The following is a 16,149-nucleotide window of genomic DNA, read 5'->3' as shown; positions in this document are numbered from 1 at the left end:
TGAGTTGCGGTGTGCAGCTTTCGCGCCTGTTGTGCCGCCAGCGTGGTCCGTGCAGTCCGGCGCGCATGCGCTGCCGGCTCGGGCCGTGCCGTCCGGCCCCTCTACTCAGTCCGCGGCCGTCAGCTCGCGGTCCAGCACCGTCACCAACCGGGCCGCCTGCTGCCCCTTCCGTGCCTTGTGCGCCTGGTCCAGCCGCAGCCGGGCCGACCGGCCCGCCAGCGCCAGCGTCATCAGCTGGTTCCCGAACCACGGCCCACCCGTACGACGCCAGCTCAGCGGCGGACGCCCCGTCCGCCCGTGCCGCGAGAACCCGCGCCCCAACCACCGCCCCGCCCGCGACCAGCCCAGACGGAAGCCCCACTTCACCACCGTATGGATCGAGTTGTGCACCGGCGAGCACGTCAACTGGAACACCCGCGCCGTACTCGGTATTCGGGGCTCGGCCACGTACGCGTGGTGCACGTCCCCGGACAGCACGCACACCGTCGCCGGCGCCCGCGGCCCCGTCCCGACCTCCTCGATCAGATCACTGAGCGCCGCGAACGAGGCCGGGAACGCCGCCCAGTGCTCCAGATCGCTGCGCCGCCGCAACCCCTCCCCGATCCGCGCCCACCGCGTCCCCCGCTCACCACGGCACAGCGCGGCATTCCACGCCTCCGCGTCGTGTATCAGCGGCGGCATCAGCCACGGCAGCGACGAACCGATGAGGAGGTGGTCGTAACCGCCGTGCCCGGCGAGGGCGTTGTCGCGGAGCCACTGCTGCTCCGCCGGGTCGAGCATCGCCCGCCCGTCCTCAGCCAGCACCCGCGCCGCCCGCGTGTCCACCATCAGCAGCCGCGACCGGCCGAAGTCGCGCCGGTAGCTCCAGCGCACCGAGCCCGGATCGGCATCCGCCGCGGCGGCGAACGCCCGCAGCGCATCCGTACCGTCCGGGGTCTCCCGTACGGCCTCGTACAGCGGGTCGGCAGCGAGCTCGGCCGGCGAGAGATTCCCCAGGTGCTGGTGCACCCAGTACGACATCAGCCCGCTGAGCACCCGCTCCTGCCACCACGGCGTCGCCCGCATCTCCGCCAGCCAGGCAGCGCTCGTGTTCCAGTCGTCCACGACATCGTGGTCGTCGAATATCTGCAGGCTGGGGACGGTGGAGAGCAGCCAGCGGATCTCAGGGTCGAGCCAGGACTCGTAGTACAGCCGCGTGTACTCCTCGTAGTCCGCGACCTGCGCGCCGGGGGCATCCCGCAGGTCCCGACGGGCCGCGATCCACTGTCTGGTCTCCCGGGACAGCTGGTCCGCGTACACCTGGTCGCCCAGCAGGAGCAGCACATCCGGCCGCACCTCGTCCGGATCGGCGGCCAGCCGCGCCGCGAGGGTGTCGAGCGCATCCGGACCGTGCGGCCCGTGCCGGCCGGCCGGAGGCGCAGCCTGCCGGCACGACCCGAACGTCACCCGCAGCCCCGGGGCCGGCCGCCCGGCCGCCGTGACGGCGGGCGTGGTGATCGTGCTCGGCGGAAAGGCCGTCCCCGCCGGAGGCCAGACGTGCACGCCGTCGAGCAGCACCTCGTACGCCGTGGTGCTCCCCGGGGTCAGGCCGGTCACCGGCACCAGGGCGTAGTGGTGCCCGGCGACCTGGAAGGTACGCACGCTGCCGCCGGCCCCGTCGGCGCAGCGCACTTCGGCCGTGCACGGGCGATCGGCCTCGACCCATATCGTGGCCGAACCGCCCGTGTCCCAGTCGACGTAGCGAAGCAGCGGCCCCAGACGCAATCCGGCCATGCAACTCCCCCTCCTCCGTAGCCCTTTCGATCACGGTACGACGGCCAGGGGGAGCGTGGCCTCCCCCTGGCGGGGGAAAGGCCGGGTGAATGGCCGGCGGCGGGGCCGGCAGCCGGCCGGGTGGCCGGTTCGGCTTCCGGTCCGGCCTGGCCCCGTCGGCGGATCAGCAGCCGTTGAGGATGTTCACCAGGGCCGTCTTCTCGCCGGAGTCCATGCTCAGGGCCCAGTACTGCTTCACCTGGACCCACATACGGGCGTACGTGCAGCGGTAGGCGGTCCGCGGCGGCAGCCACTTGCCCGGGTCGAGGTCGCCCTTGGCCTGGTTGACGTTGTCGGTGACCGCGATGAGCTGCGGGCGGGTGAGGTCGTTGGCGAACTGCTGGCGCTGGGGGGTGGTCCAGGAGCTGGCCCCGGAGCGCCAGGCCTCGGCGAGCGGGACGACGTGGTCGATGTCGAGGTCGCCCGCGGCGGTCCAGGTGGCGCCGTCGTACTCGGAGTACCAGCTGCCGCTCACGGAAGCACAGGCCGAGTCGGTGACGACGTTGACGCCGTCGCGCTTGAGGACCGTCTCGCGGGTGTTGCAGGTGCCGGAGACGGTGCTCCAGTGCGGGAAGAGGCTGCGGCTGTAGCCGCTGAGGGAGCCTTCGGTCTTCGGGGTGACCGTGGCGAGGTAGGAGCGGGCGGCCGCGGCGCTGATGGGGGTGGGCGGGGCGGCCTGGGCGACGGGCGCGTTCACGAGGGAGGTGAGGGCGGCGAGCGTGGCTGCTGACGCGAGCACGCCGATTCGACGCGCGTAGACAGTGGATATGAGGGTCTTGAGGGCCATGACGGGGGCTCCCTGGGTGGGGGGGTGTGGCCGGTCAGCCCCGGAGGGGCGCGGCCATGGTGGCGGCGCCAGATTGCGTGGCGGCGGGCGCAAGGTTACAGGCTTGCGACATGAGCACGTCACATGTGTGCACGGGCAACTCGCCGGGATTAAGCGGAAGTTGCACTTCCAGTCGGAGCGGTGGCGGGTGCACGGCCGAGTGACCGGGCGGGTGCGGCGAGCAGGATGGAGCCGGGATGTGACAAAGGGCCTATTCCGGTCGCCGCCGACCGTCGCGTATTCTGTGGGAAGCAGAAGGGGAGTAGCTCTTCGCCGGACCGTCGACATACTGCTGGGTCACCCCAGCCGGCGCCCGGAGGCAGGCCGCACGCAGCGGCCGGCCAGCGAGACCTTCGGCCGCAGTGTCCTGTTCCGGTTCATCTGCACCCGTCCACACACGGGTGCGTGGACGCAGTCAGGGCGCCGCCGAGCCGAAGCGACCCCTGAAACAACCCCAGGTCTCTCGGTGTCGATGGCGTCCTGCCCGACCGATTGAGGTTCCGCCCCCGTGTTCAGCAGCACGTTCAGCATCACCGTCACGGCGATCGCCTTCGGAGTCGTCTTCCTCGCGGAACTCCCCGACAAGACGGCCCTCGCCGGCCTGATGCTCGGCACCCGCTACCGCGCCTCGTACGTCTTCGCCGGGGTTGCCGCCGCCTTCGCCGTACACGTCGCACTCGCCATCGCCGCAGGCAGCGTGCTCACCCTGCTCCCGCACCGGCTCGTCCAGGCCGTCGTCGGAGTCCTCTTCCTCGCGGGCGCGGCCGTGCTGCTCCTCAAGAAGAGCGACGGGGACGAGGAGGTCAAGGCACCTGCCGACCAGTCCTTCTGGAAGGTCTCCGGGGCCGGATTCATGCTGATCCTGGTGGCCGAGTTCGGTGACCTGACCCAGATCATGACCGCCAACCTCGCCGCACGCTACGACAACCCCGTCTCGGTCGGCATCGGCGCCGTCCTCGCCCTGTGGGCGGTCGCGGGCATCGGAATCCTGGGCGGGAAGACCCTCATGAAGTACGTGCCGCTGCGCCTGATCACGAAGGTCGCAGCGGGCGTGATGGCGGCGCTGGCCGCGTTCTCGCTGTACGAGGCCATTGCGGGCTGACGGGCGTGCGGACCGGGCGCGGGGAAATCCCGTTGCGGTTGGCGGACGTACGGGGCACGCTCGCGGGCGTGACCGACAGCACTGACTCCGCGCCCGACCGACGCTTCGGCTGGTCCAACATGTTCGTCCACCCCGACGAGGACACCCGTACCGATGGCGGCTTCCGGGGCGAACGCGCCGTCCTCGCCGGTTACCTGCGCGACCAGCGGTTGACGCTGGAGCTGAAGTGCGCCGGACTCGACGCCGAGGCGATGGCCCGCCGCTCGGTGGAACCGTCGAACCTCTCCCTGCTGGGGCTCGTACGGCACCTGGCAGGGGTGGAGCAGTACTGGTTCCGGCATGTGATGGCGGGCGAGGACGTACGACGGCACTACCGCTCGGCGCAGGATCCGGCGGCGGACTTCACGGAGGCGGTGGCCGACCCGGCGGTGGTCGCGGACGCGTGGGCCACCTGGCGGGCCGAGGTCGCCTTCGCGGAACAGCTGGTGGCCGAGGCCCCCGACCTCGACGTCACGGGCGACAGCGGCGGACAGCCGATGGAGCTCCGCGAGGTCCTGGTCCACATGATCGAGGAATACGCCCGCCACAACGGCCATGCCGATTTCCTGCGCGAGCGGATCGACGGACGGGTGGGGCAGTAGCCGGCCCATGGCCGGCCCCGGACGACCGGTGGACGCCAAGCCGGGCGGAGCGCGTAGCGATGTGCTGCGTCCGCGGACCTGCGGCTACCGGCACGGGCATCTGGACCCCGTCTTGTGCGGGTCGACCCCGCCCTGACCCGGGACGGGTGTCATATGGGCCCTTGAGCGGGCCGTGCCCCTCCCCGCGGCCCGCTCACCGGCCCGGCGCGGTGCCCCTGTTGGGCAGGGTGCGGATGGCAGGGGCTGCCGGACGGCATCTCTGACCGGCCCTCATCGGAACACGAACCCACTGGCCGTCCTTCGGGGGCTTCGCGGCAGTCTTAGTGGCATTCCGGGGCGGGCCGGGCAGTCAGGGGTGGCCGAAGGTCATCGCGAAGCGACGCGACGCAGGAGCGCCCCTGACTGCCCGGCCCGCCCCGGAAGGACAGTGGACTGCCGGGAAGCCCCCGGACGCTTCTGCGACGCGGAGTGCAAAGACCCCGACCCGGAGGTCCCGGCCGGCTTTCAACGCGGCGTACGCGGACCGACCCCGGAGCCCCCACCGGCGTCTCCGTCGCCGAGCCGGCGGCTCACGCCGACCCCGGTCCCCGAGCCCCCACCCCGACCCGGACTCAGACCCCCGGCGTCAGCGTCAGCTGGATCGAGCCGTCCGGGGTGGTGGTCACGCGGACCGAGGTGAGGTCGGGGACGTGGGCCGTCGGGGCGTGGGCCGCGGCCCGGGGGCCTATGCCGATCACGCGCATGCCCGCAGCCAGGCCCGCGGCGATGCCTGCCGCGGAGTCCTCGAAGACGATGCAGTCGGCGGGGTCCATGCCCAGTTCGGCGGCGCCCTTGAGGAAGCCCTCGGGGTCGGGCTTGCTGGCCCGGACCGACTCGGCGGTGACCCGTACCTCGGGCATCGGCAGGGCGGCGGCGGTCATCCGGGCCGTGGCCAGGGCCGCGTCGGCGGAGGTCACCAGGGCGTGCGGCAGTCCGCCGATCGCCGCCATGAACTCCGCGGCTCCGCCGACCGGGACCACACCGTCGGTGTCGGCGGTCTCGCGGGCGAGCATCGCGGTGTTCTCGGCGTAATTGAGCTCCATCGGGCGCTCCGGCAGGAGGATGGCCATCGTGGCGTAGCCCTGGCGGCCGTGGACCACCTTGAGGGCCTCCTGCGGATCCAGCCCGTGGGACACCGCCCAGTCGCGCCAGCAGCGCTCGACCACCGCGTCGGAGTTGACGATGGTGCCGTCCATGTCCAGGAGCAGAGCCCTGGCGGTGAGGACGACGGGTGCGGTGGTGGTGCTGGCCGGCATCGGCGGTGCTCCAGACGGGGCGGGAAAGAGAACAAGCGGCTCCGCCCACCGGTCAGGGAGTGCGGGCGGAACCACTTTGTTTCCACACGATACAAAACCTGGGGCGGTCCGCGCCACTCCGCGAGGAATCAGCCCGTGCCCTCCAGTGCCCGACGGGTCTGCGGACCGTAGACGCCCCAGTCCTCGTCGATGTAGTTCTGCCACTGGAAATCCGAGACGGCGTCCTCCGTGCGGCCGTCGAACCTGCCGTTGATCTTCCCGCGGTAGTAGCCCCGCCCCGCCAGGAGCCGCTGCATCTTCTCCACCTCCGGGCCCGAATCCCCGAACCGCAGTGTCGGCGCCTGCGGAGGTGGTGCCGGGGCGCTCGGCTTGCTGCTGCTCGCGCTCGCCGACGGGGTCGGGGACGGACGTGCCGAGCTGCGGGAGGCGGTGGGCGAGGCGGATGCCGACTTGGAGGCGCTCGGTGACGGCGAAGCCGAGGCCGAGCGGGACGGGCTGCTCGTGGCGGCCGGCTGCGTCGGGCCGGCCGGAGCCAGGCTCACTGCGGGCGCGGAGGGCTTGGCGTCCAGCAGGACGGTGTCGCTGTCACCGGAGCGCGGGAGCATCCCCAGCGCCAGGGCGGCCGTGCCGACGGCGACCACCGTGCCCGCGCCGGCCAGGACCGTCGGGAGCCGCCGTCGGCGGGACGGGCCGGTCCGCTTCTCGGGGCCCCCTCCCCCTCCCCTCCCCCCGCCCCTCGTGCCGGCTGCCGGGGTGGCCGCCCGGAGCTGGACCGTCTCGGCGGGCCAGAGCGCCTGCGGCGGCGCGTCCGGCCAGGCCACGGGTACGCCGTACGCCGGGGTGTCGTCCCCCGGCGGCGCCTCGGCCGGACGGGCGTACCCGCCCGCGGGACCGGCCACCACGCCCCGCACCGGCTGCGTGGGCGGCGGGTCGTCGGACTGGCCGGGGTCGGGAAGCGTCACGTACGGACGGATGCGCAGTGGCTCGAAACCGGCCACCGGCGCACACCCGCAGTCGACGCCCACGGCGCCGCATTCTGGACAGCGCTCAGCGCTCACTGGAATCCCTCCCTGGCCATTGCCTGCGATTATGCAGACCCTCCGAGGTCCGCCCAACCCGCCCGAGAGGCCATAACCGGCCACACCGCTCAGGATGGACATGTTGATCCGGCCCGAGGAGGAACGGATGGCTCAGGACGTGACCGCGGACGCCGCGGACCCCGCTCCCCACCCGCAGAAGTCCGGCCCGGCGGCCGAACACACCTCCCGCGAGGTCCTCGTCTCCATCGGCGCGCTGCTGCTCGGCCTGCTCATCGCCGCCCTCGACCAGACCATCGTCTCCACGGCCCTGCCGACGATCGTCAGTGAGCTGGGCGGGATGGCCCACCTGTCCTGGGTCGTCACCGCGTACATGCTCGCCTCCACCGCCGCCACGCCCCTGTGGGGCAAGCTCGGAGACCAGTACGGACGCAAGAAGCTGTACCAGGGCGCCATCGTGCTCTTCCTCATCGGATCGGCGCTCTGCGGGATCGCCCAGGACATGCCGCAGCTCATCGGGTTCCGCGCCCTGCAGGGCCTGGGCGGCGGCGGACTGATCGTGCTGTCGATGGCGATCGTCGGCGACATCGTCCCGCCCCGCGAGCGCGGCAAGTACCAAGGCCTCTTCGGCGCCGTCTTCGGCGCGACCAGCGTCCTCGGACCGCTGCTGGGCGGCCTGTTCGTCGACAACCTGTCCTGGCGCTGGGTCTTCTACATCAACCTCCCCATCGGTCTCGTCGCGCTCGCCGTCATCGCCGCGGCCCTGCACATCCCGGTGCGCCGCTCGAAGCACACCATCGACTACTTCGGCACGTTCCTCATCGCCTGCGTCGCCACCTGCCTCGTACTCGTCGCCTCCCTCGGCGGCACCTGGGGCTGGGGCTCGGCCCGGATCATCGGCCTGGCCGTCCTCGGCGCCGTGCTGCTCGCCGCGTTCCTCCTCGTCGAGCGGCGGGCCGTCGAACCCGTCCTGCCGCTGGGGCTGTTCAGGATCCGCACGTTCACCCTCTGCTCGGTGATCAGCTTCGTCGTCGGTTTCGCGATGTTCGGCGCGATGGTCTACCTGCCCACGTTCCTCCAGGTGGTCCAGGGCGTCTCGCCCACGATGTCCGGCGTCCACATGCTGCCGATGGTGCTCGGCATGCTGATCTCCTCCACCGCGTCCGGCCAGATCGTCAGCCGTACCGGGCGGTGGAAGGTCTTCCCGATCGCGGGCACGGCCGTGACCGCGATCGGGCTGCTCCTGCTGCACCAGCTGGAGCGCACCAGTGGCACCTGGGAGATGAGCATCTACTTCTTCGTCTTCGGTACCGGGCTGGGTCTGGTCATGCAGGTGCTGGTGCTGGTCGTGCAGAACGCCGTCAGCTACGCCGACCTCGGCGTCGCCACCTCCGGCGCCACGTTCTTCCGCTCCATCGGCGCCTCCTTCGGCGTCGCGATCTTCGGCACGGTCTTCACCAACCGGCTCGACGGCAAGCTCTCCACCGCCTTCACCGGGCTGCCGGTGCCGCCCGGTTCGGCCGCGCTGGTGGAGGCCGATCCGCGGGCCGTCGAACGGCTGCCCGCCGAGGTACGGCCGCGCGTGCTCGACGCGTACGCCTCTTCCATCACCGACGTCTTCCTCTACGCCGTGCCCGTCGTCCTCGTCGCTTTCGTCGTCGCCTGGTTCCTCAAGGAGGACGTGCTCCGCGGCTCGGTCACCGCGCCCGATGTCACCGAGACCCTCGCCTCCAACCCCGTCCACCGCTCCTCCCACGACGAGGTCGCCCGCGCGCTGACCGTCCTCGGGACCCGCGAGGGCCGCCGCCACGTCTACGAGAAGATCACCGAGAAGGCCGGCTTCGACCTGCTGCCCGCGGCCAGCTGGCTGCTGTTGCGGATCAAGAAGTACGGATCGACCGAGCCCGCGATGCTCGCGGAACGGACCACCGTGCCGCTGAAGGTGATCACGGACGCCGCCCGCCAGGTCGAGGAGCGCGGGCTCGCCGTACGGGACGGACTGCCGCTGGTCCTGACCGGGCGCGGGCGGGAGTACGCCGAGAAGCTGGCCGCGGCCCGCGAGGAGTCGCTCGCCGAGCTGCTCGGCGACTGGTGGGGCCCGGACCGCCCGACCGACCTGGTCAAGCTGGTCAAGGAGATCAACGCGGAGCTCTGCGGATCCGACGCCGAGGAGCCCTACGACTCCCTGCCGCGCCGGGACCACGCCGCGCACTGACCCCGACGGCCGGCCGGAGGGGCAGTCGGTCAGGGCGCCGGCCGGGCTCAGACCAGGGGCTTCTCGAACCAGTGCTCCGCGTACCGGCCCGCGTTGTACGCCGGTATCTCCGCGTACCCGTGCCGTGCGTACAACGCGCGGGCCTCGACCAGGTCCGACCGGGTGTCGAGGCGGACCCGCCCGGCGCCCAGTGCGCGGGCCTCGTCCTCCAGGGCGGCGAGCAGCGCCGCCCCGCCGCCGGTGCCGCGGGCGGCAGGGTCCACGTACACCCTGGTGAGCTCGGCGGTGACGGGGTCGAGCAGCCGTATGCCGCCGCAGGCCCGGGGCGTGCCGTCCAAGCGGCCGACGACGAACCGGCCCGTCGGCGGGACGAGCCCGTCGTCCGGGTCGTCCCGCAGGCCCTTGTCGATCTCGGCCTCGGTGACGGACCGTTTCCAGTACCGGCCGGCGACCTCCGCGTAGTACGCGCGGCGCAGCGCGGTGGCGTCGGCGGTGGCGAAGTGCTCGGCGGTGACGGTCCAGCCGCCCGCTGCGGTGGCGGCGGCGGGGGTGGAGCTGCTGGTCGTGCTGTTGATGTTCATGGCGCCATTGTGGAGTCCGTGCGCGGCTCGTCGCGTGGAATATCCACAGGTACGGGCCGATGATAGGAAAAGACGCATATCACTCACACGGAGGGCGTGAAACGCCATGTCCGAGCACCCTGATGCTGCCCTGATCCGCCGCGGTTACGAGGCCTTCGGCAAGGGCGACATGGAGACGCTGGGCACGCTGATGACGGCCGACGTCATCCACCACGTGCCCGGCAGCAACCCGCTCTCGGGGCACCACAAGGGCCGTGAAGCCGTCCTCGACCTGTACCGGCGGTTCGGCGAGGAGACGAACGGCACGTTCCAGGTCGATCTGCACTCGGTGCTGGTCGACGGGCGCGGCCACGCCATGACCTTCCACACGGCGCGCGGCGACCGCGGCGACCACGGGATCGAGATCCAGGGCGGCCTCTTCTTCACGATCGTCGGCGGGAAGATCACCGACGTCGACCAGTGCACGCAGGACATCGACGAGGAGGACCGCTTCTGGGGCTGACCCCCGGACCTCCTCGCCCCGCCCCGGCGCAGGCCCCGGCGAAGCCCCGGCTCAGGCCTGCGGCTTCCGCGCTCAGCCCTGCGGCTTCGGCGCCGCCTGCTGTACGACCTCGAACGACCACACCGCCGACCCCGAGGCCGCCGGCTTCGGGCGCTCGCCCGAGCCCCCGCCCTGGTGGGCCGCCTTCATGGGCCCCTCCATCCACGCCTGGAAGTCCTCCTCCGACCGCCACCGCGTGTACACCAGGTACTGGTCCGTCCCCTCGACGGGACGCAGCAGCTCGAACCACTCGAACCCGTCCGAACCCTCCACGGCGCCCGCCCGCGAGGCGAACCGCTGCTCCAGTACTTCCCGCTGCTCGGCGGGCACGGTCAGTGCGTTGATCTTCACGATGCTCATGCCCGCCATCCTAGGGATCCCGTGCGGGATATCGTCCTCCCAGGTAATGAAGCGGTGCATGAAACGCGGCAGCCAGGCGAAGTCAAGGTTGCGGTCAACAGGGCGGGAGGCCGGCGAGGCGTGGCTAACGCGGCGGAGCACAGTGGTGCGAACGGACATGCCGGGGTCATAGGCGGTAGCGGCAGACTGGGGGCGGCACGGTTCCTCCTGTGGGCGCTGGCCGGTGTCCTCGCCGTCAGACAGGCCGCCGCAGTGCTGCGCGTGCCACCGGGTGAGTGGCTCGGCGAGTTCCAGATCCCCAGCAGTTTTCCCGGCTCGCTCTACGACGGCGGCCAGTTCACCGGGACCCCCTTCGCCGGGATGGTCCTGCGGCCGTTCCTCAGCCTTGCGGCGCCCTCCCTGGAGGTGGCCTGGACCTGTGTGACGCTGCTGTTCGTCGCCGCCGTCGGGCTGGTCGCCGCGCGCGGCCTGCCCGACCCCGTGCCGAGGCGCACCGCGCTGCTCGCCGCGCCCGTGCTGGTCGCCCTGATGATGGTGTCGCTGCCCGTCAGGGCGGCCGCCTCGCCGGGCCAGACCGCCGTCCTGCCCGTGCTGCTGGTGCTCCTGGCCGTGTTCCGGGTGCCCGGCGAGCGCCCGGCCGGCTTCCTCGTCGGCCTCGCCGCCGCGCTCCAGCCGGCCCTGCTGCTGTTCGCGCCGCTGCTGTGGCTGACCGGCCGCCGCCCCACCGCCAAGGCCGCCGCCGTGACGTTCGCCGGAGCCACCGCGCTGTCCTGGGCGGCCCTGCCGCGCGACTCCTGGACGTACTGGGTCCACCACCTGGCCGGCACCGGCCTCGGCGGCGCCCCCGACAGCCTCGCCAACCAGTCCGTGCACGGCGCGCTGCTGCGCCTCGGCCTGAGCGGCCCCCTCGAGATCCTGCTGTACGTGGCCCTCGCGGCCGGGATCGCCTGGGTCGGCCTGCGCCGCGCGGCCCGCTACGCCCGCGACGGCCAGCTGCTGCTCGCCGTGGCCGTCACCGGCTGCGTGGCCGTCGCCGTGGCGCCGGCCGGCTGGCGCCACCAGCTGCTGTGGGTGCTGCTCGCGGTGGCCGGCAAGGTCGGCAAGCGGGCGGCGGACCGGCCCGTGTGGCCGGTGGCCGTGGTGCTCGCCATGACGCTGCCCAGCGATGTGCTGCTGCCCAACCTGGCCGCGCTGGCCCCCGTACGGGACAACGTGCTGCTCCTCGCCGCGCTGGCGGCGGCCTGCGCGGTGCCGTTCCTGCCGCGCTCCTCGCCGTACTGGCGCGAGCCCGTCGCGACGGCGTACAGCCGTCCGGCCGCCGCACGGTGGTCGAGGGTGCCGCTGCTGCCGTTCTGGCGGCGCGTGCTGTCGCGCCCCAACCTGTTGCTGGAGCTGCTGCTGATACGGGTGGGGTACTCGCTGTACTCGCACATCCGGGCCGCCGCGCCGAGCAGCCGCAGCGTCGCCGAGGGGCACGGGAATCAGATCCACGCCGTCGAGCGGGCGCTGGGCATCGACATCGAGCACGCCGTCAACCACGCCGTCGTGAACCTGCCCTGGCTCGAGAAGTTCTTCAACTTCTACTACACGTCGTTCCACTTCGTGGTGCCGCTGACGATCCTGGCGGTCCTGTACTGGCGCAGGCCGGGCGACTACCGCTGGGCCCGCGCCTCCCTCGGCCTGGCCACCGTCCTCGCGCTCGTCGGCTTCTGGCTGTACCCGCTGGCGCCGCCGCGGCTGATGCCCGCGCTCGGCTTCATCGACACCGTGCACGGGCCGCAGGATCTGGCCAATCCGCAGTACGGGGCGATGACCGCGATCTCCAACCAGTACGCGGCGATGCCCTCGCTGCACTTCGGCTGGTCGCTGTGGTGCGGGATCGTGATCATCACGCTCGCGCCGAAGGGCTGGCAGAAGCTCCTCGGGGCGCTGCACCCGCTGATCACGGTGTGCGCGATCGTCGCCACCGCCAACCACTGGGTCCTCGACGCGGTCGGCGGCGCGGTCGTCATCGGCGGTGGGTTCGGGCTCGTGTACGTACTGTCGGGGCCGCGCGGCGCCGCCCTGCCGGCCGGGCTGGGCGTGCCGCGGCCGCGCGAGCCGGAGCGGGTGGGTGCCGCCTCGCGCAGCCGCGCCTGAGCAGCCGCGCCCCCTGAGCGGCGGATTCCGCAACGCGAAGGGGTGCCGGGGCAGGCCGTGTGGCCGTCCCGGCACCCCTTCGGTGGATCGCCGCGTCCTGTCAGGATCCGCCGTCGCGGGCCCCTGCGCCACCCGGGGCGATCAGCGGGCCTCCGCACCGCCCGCGGAGAGCCGGTCCACGACGAGCGCGATGGCGGCCTCGGCGGTGTCGGTCTCGGCGATGACGGTGTTCAGGCTGGGGCTGCGCACCCGGAAGCGGCCGTCGGGCGTGGGCTCGGCGGCCGGTGCCTCCACCTCGAAGGGGTGGCTGGTGCGGGAGCTGAACCACAGGGTCCACTGGCGGGTGAACGGATACAGCCGGCGCAGCTGCGGCTGAGCGGAGGCGGCCTCGATGAGGTCGATGACGCCGCGGCAGAGCGTCTCGGACCCGCCGCGCTCCTGGATCAGCCGCCACGTCGTGGGCAGCCGCTGCCAGCGGGCATCCACCCGGTGAGCGGTGTCTGTATCGGCAGCGTGAAGGTTCATCCGCGCAGTGTGACGCCCCACCGGTCTCAGGACAATGGTCCGGAAGCCAACGATCCGGCATACGTGCGCCCCTGATGCGCCCCACCTGCGCGCCGGGCGTACCCCCGGCGTTTGTTCCCCGGCGGCATTCCAGGGACGGCAGGGGCCGGGGCGTGGGAGGAGCGGCCCCTGCCGCCGTGGAACCGGTACGGCCACGGACCCGTGCTCAACCGTGGCTGACCCGGAGCTCCTTGATGCCGTTGAGCCAGGCGGCGCGCAGCCGGCGCGGTTCCTCACCGGTCAGCCGCAGGCCGGGCAGGGTGTCGGCCAGCGCGTTGAAGATCAGGTCGATCTCCATGATGGCCAGGGACTTGCCGAGGCAGAAGTGCGGGCCGCCGCCGCCGAAGCCCAGGTGCGGGTTCGGGTCGCGGGTGATGTCGAAGCGGTCGGGGTCGGTGAAGACCTCGGGGTCGTGGTTGGCGGAGGAGTAGAACAGCCCCACCCGGTCGCCCGCCTTGATCTTCTGCCCGCCCAGTTCGGTGTCCTGGGTGGCCGTGCGCTGGAAGGACACCACCGGGGTGGCCCAGCGGACGATCTCCTCGGCGGCCGTCGCCGGCCGGGTCGCCTTGTACAGCTCCCACTGGTCGGGGTGGGTCAGGAAGGCGTGCATGCCGTGGCTGATGGCGTTGCGCGTGGTCTCGTTGCCGGCGACCGCCAGGAGCAGCACGAAGAATCCGAACTCGTCGGAGCCCAGGTTGCCCTGGCCCTCGGCCGCCACCAGCTGCGTGACGATGTCCTTGGCCGGGCACTCCTTGCGGGCGGCGGAGAGGTTCATGGCGTAGCCGATGAGCTCCACGGCCGCGTTGGAGCCGACCTCCTCGGTGATCGCGTATTCGGGGTCGTCGTACGCGATCATCTTGTTCGACCAGTCGAAGATGCGCAGGCGGTCCTCCTGCGGTACGCCGATCAGTTCGGCGATGGCCTGCAGCGGGAGCTCGCACGCGACCTGCGTGACGAAGTCGAAGCTGCCGTCGGCCGAGGCCTCCAGCGCCTGCGCGGCGATCTTCCGGGCCCGGTCGCGCAGGGCCTCCTCCAGGCCGCGGATGGCCCGCGGGGTGAAACCGCGCTGCACGATCTGGCGTACGCGGGTGTGTTCCGGCGGGTCCATGTTCAGCATGATCAGGCGCTGGGCATCTATCTGTTCGCGCTGGATGTGCTCGTTGAAGCGGATGATCGCCGTATTGGTGGTGGAGGAGAACAACTCCGGGTGCGTGGATACGTACTTGACGTCCGCGTGCCGGGTCACGGCCCAGTAGCCCTCGTCGTCGAAGCCGGTGATGCCGCGCTGCTGGGGGCACCACCACACGGGTGCGGTCTGCCGCAGCTGTGCGAACTCGGGGAAGGGGACCCGGTCCTGGAGGAGGTCGGGGTCGGTGGCGTCGAAGCCTTCGGGCAGCGCGGGACAGGGCATCGGGCGACTCCAAAGTCTGACGGCCCATCAGAAGTTGGCTTGAAGGTAGTAACGAGTTCTAGAAGTGACAAGGGTCCTCGCGTCAACTGTTGCGTGTGGAATCCGTGTAAGCCGCGTGCAAGACCCTTGCGTGCCGGGCCTCCGGTTCATAAGACTGCGAGGGGAACTAGAACGCGTACTAGTTCGGGCGGGGCGCCGGGACGGCCCGCCGCGCCGGCACAGTGCAGGAGAGGACGAGCTCATGGCCGCGGAACCCGTCATCGTCGAAGCCGTACGCACCCCCATCGGCAAGCGCGGGGGCGCGCTCGCCAACCTCCATCCCGCCTACCTGCTCGGCGAGACGTACCGCGAACTCCTCGCCCGGACCGGAATCCAGCCCGACTGCGTCGAGCAGATCGTCGGCGGCACCGTCACCCACGCCGGCGAGCAGTCCATGAACCCGGCGCGCAATGCCTGGCTCGCCATGGGCCTCCCGTACGAGACCGCCGCGACCACCGTGGACTGTCAGTGCGGCAGCTCCCAGCAGGCCAACCACATGGTCGCCAACATGATCTCCGGCGGTGTCATGGACATCGGCATCGCCTGCGGCGTCGAGGCGATGAGCCGGGTGCCGCTGGGCTCCGGATCCAAGCACGGCCCCGGCAAGCCCTTCCCGGACGAGTGGAACGTCGACCTCCCGAACCAGTTCGAGGCCGCCGAGCGGATCGCCCGCCACCGGGGCCTGACCCGCGAGGACGTCGACCGGCTCGGGCTGCGCTCCCAGGAGCGGGCCGCCACCGCATGGGCCGAGGAGCGGTTCAAGAGGGAGACCTTCGCCGTCCAGGTCCCGACGACGGAGGAGGAGCAGGCCGCCGGGCAGGGCATGTGGCGGCTCGTCGACCGCGACGAGGGGCTGCGCGACACCAGCATGGAGGCGCTGGCCCGGCTCAAGCCGGTCATGCCGACCGCCGTGCACACCGCCGGGAACTCCTCGCAGATATCCGACGGGGCCGCCGCCGTGATGTGGGCGTCACGCAAGATGGCCCGCGCGCTCAAGCTCAAGCCGCGCGCCCGGATCGTCGCCCAGACCCTGGTCGGCGCCGACCCGCACTACCACCTCGACGGGCCGATCGACGCGACGCGGGCCGTGCTCGGCAAGGCCGGGATGTCCCTCAGGGACATCGACCTGGTCGAGATCAACGAAGCCTTCGCCTCCGTCGTCCTCAGCTGGGCCCAGGTCTTCGAACAGGACCTGGAGAAGGTCAACGTCAACGGCGGCGGCATCGCACTCGGCCACCCCGTCGGCGCGACCGGAGCCCGGCTGATCACCACCGCGCTGCACGAGCTCGAGCGCCGCGACAAGGAATTCGCGCTGATCACCATGTGCGCGGGCGGCGCGCTGGCGACCGGGACGATCATCCAGCGGCTGTGAGCGCGCGCGGCGCGCACTGAACCCTGTGGGATGGGAAACAGAAGGCCCCGGTGGCCGGACCTGGGGAGGTCCGGCCACCGGGGCCTTCGCACTGCTCGCGGTGCCGAGCGGCTACTGGTGGCTTAGTACCAGTGGTTGGCCTGCCAGAAGTTCCAGGCGCCGACCGGGCTGCCGTAGCGGGAGTTCATGTAGTCCAGGCCCCACTTGATCTGGG

15 protein-coding genes are annotated in these 16,149 nt (G+C 71.9%); 6 read left to right on the top strand and 9 right to left on the bottom strand.

Features of this window, described 5'->3' with window-relative positions:
• Positions 1 to 105: 105 nt before the first annotated feature.
• Positions 106 to 1,773, bottom strand: a complete 1,668-nt coding sequence (locus tag ACZ5WG_RS11310; RefSeq protein WP_468722329.1) for an alkaline phosphatase D family protein — start codon at positions 1,771 to 1,773, stop codon at positions 106 to 108.
• 163 nt (positions 1,774 to 1,936) lie between these two features.
• The gene (locus ACZ5WG_RS11305) at positions 1,937 to 2,599 is read right to left on the bottom strand and encodes a GmrSD restriction endonuclease domain-containing protein (RefSeq protein ID WP_468722327.1); all 663 of its coding nucleotides are present in this window, start codon (positions 2,597 to 2,599) and stop codon (positions 1,937 to 1,939) included.
• A gap of 547 nt (positions 2,600 to 3,146) precedes the next feature.
• Here ACZ5WG_RS11305 and ACZ5WG_RS11300 point away from each other — a divergent pair.
• Complete coding sequence (locus tag ACZ5WG_RS11300; protein ID WP_468722325.1) at positions 3,147 to 3,740, top strand: TMEM165/GDT1 family protein; 594 nt, start codon at positions 3,147 to 3,149, stop codon at positions 3,738 to 3,740.
• A 119-nt stretch (positions 3,741 to 3,859) separates the two neighbouring features.
• A complete protein-coding gene (locus tag ACZ5WG_RS11295) occupies positions 3,860 to 4,381 on the top strand; it encodes a DinB family protein (protein ID WP_468723031.1) in 522 nt (173 codons plus the stop codon).
• Positions 4,382 to 4,992: 611 nt separating this feature from the next.
• On the opposite strand, the gene ACZ5WG_RS11290 is transcribed toward ACZ5WG_RS11295, so the two are convergent.
• The gene (locus tag ACZ5WG_RS11290; RefSeq protein ID WP_468722324.1) at positions 4,993 to 5,676 is read right to left on the bottom strand and encodes an HAD-IA family hydrolase; all 684 of its coding nucleotides are present in this window, start codon (positions 5,674 to 5,676) and stop codon (positions 4,993 to 4,995) included.
• A gap of 128 nt (positions 5,677 to 5,804) precedes the next feature.
• Complete coding sequence (locus ACZ5WG_RS11285; RefSeq protein WP_468722322.1) at positions 5,805 to 6,734, bottom strand: peptidoglycan-binding domain-containing protein; 930 nt, start codon at positions 6,732 to 6,734, stop codon at positions 5,805 to 5,807.
• Between the two features lie 127 nt (positions 6,735 to 6,861).
• Between ACZ5WG_RS11285 and ACZ5WG_RS11280 the strand changes: the two genes are divergently transcribed.
• A complete protein-coding gene (locus ACZ5WG_RS11280; protein WP_468722321.1) occupies positions 6,862 to 8,928 on the top strand; it encodes a DHA2 family efflux MFS transporter permease subunit in 2,067 nt (688 codons plus the stop codon).
• Positions 8,929 to 8,975: 47 nt separating this feature from the next.
• On the opposite strand, the gene ACZ5WG_RS11275 is transcribed toward ACZ5WG_RS11280, so the two are convergent.
• Positions 8,976 to 9,509: a GNAT family N-acetyltransferase gene (locus tag ACZ5WG_RS11275; protein WP_468722319.1), complete on the bottom strand. Its 534-nt coding sequence runs from the start codon at positions 9,507 to 9,509 to the stop codon at positions 8,976 to 8,978.
• A 106-nt stretch (positions 9,510 to 9,615) separates the two neighbouring features.
• Between ACZ5WG_RS11275 and ACZ5WG_RS11270 the strand changes: the two genes are divergently transcribed.
• Positions 9,616 to 10,011, top strand: a complete 396-nt coding sequence (locus ACZ5WG_RS11270) for a nuclear transport factor 2 family protein (RefSeq protein WP_266629627.1) — start codon at positions 9,616 to 9,618, stop codon at positions 10,009 to 10,011.
• 72 nt (positions 10,012 to 10,083) lie between these two features.
• Here ACZ5WG_RS11270 and ACZ5WG_RS11265 read toward each other — a convergent pair whose 3' ends face one another.
• Positions 10,084 to 10,410: an antibiotic biosynthesis monooxygenase family protein gene (locus tag ACZ5WG_RS11265; protein WP_468722317.1), complete on the bottom strand. Its 327-nt coding sequence runs from the start codon at positions 10,408 to 10,410 to the stop codon at positions 10,084 to 10,086.
• Positions 10,411 to 10,530: 120 nt separating this feature from the next.
• Here ACZ5WG_RS11265 and ACZ5WG_RS11260 point away from each other — a divergent pair, with 120 nt between their 5' ends.
• Complete coding sequence (locus tag ACZ5WG_RS11260) at positions 10,531 to 12,549, top strand: bifunctional glycosyltransferase 87/phosphatase PAP2 family protein (RefSeq protein ID WP_468722315.1); 2,019 nt, start codon at positions 10,531 to 10,533, stop codon at positions 12,547 to 12,549.
• A 141-nt stretch (positions 12,550 to 12,690) separates the two neighbouring features.
• Here the strand turns inward: ACZ5WG_RS11260 and ACZ5WG_RS11255 are convergent, their stop codons facing one another.
• Positions 12,691 to 13,074, bottom strand: a complete 384-nt coding sequence (locus ACZ5WG_RS11255; protein WP_468722313.1) for a DUF6193 family natural product biosynthesis protein — start codon at positions 13,072 to 13,074, stop codon at positions 12,691 to 12,693.
• Positions 13,075 to 13,279: 205 nt separating this feature from the next.
• Entirely contained in the window at positions 13,280 to 14,524 is a 1,245-nt protein-coding gene (locus ACZ5WG_RS11250) for a cytochrome P450 (protein ID WP_468722311.1), read from the bottom strand.
• A gap of 241 nt (positions 14,525 to 14,765) precedes the next feature.
• On the opposite strand from ACZ5WG_RS11250, the gene ACZ5WG_RS11245 reads away from it, so the two are divergent.
• Entirely contained in the window at positions 14,766 to 15,935 is a 1,170-nt protein-coding gene (locus tag ACZ5WG_RS11245; protein ID WP_468722309.1) for a steroid 3-ketoacyl-CoA thiolase, read from the top strand.
• A 122-nt stretch (positions 15,936 to 16,057) separates the two neighbouring features.
• Here ACZ5WG_RS11245 and ACZ5WG_RS11240 read toward each other — a convergent pair.
• Positions 16,058 to 16,149 (bottom strand): aggregation-promoting factor C-terminal-like domain-containing protein (locus ACZ5WG_RS11240; protein ID WP_450315969.1); only part of this gene is annotated, 92 nt, incomplete at its 5' end.

The sequence above is a fragment of the Streptomyces sp. NPDC032745 genome (assembly GCF_055579465.1).
This window is presented reverse-complemented; position numbering and strand designations above follow the sequence as displayed.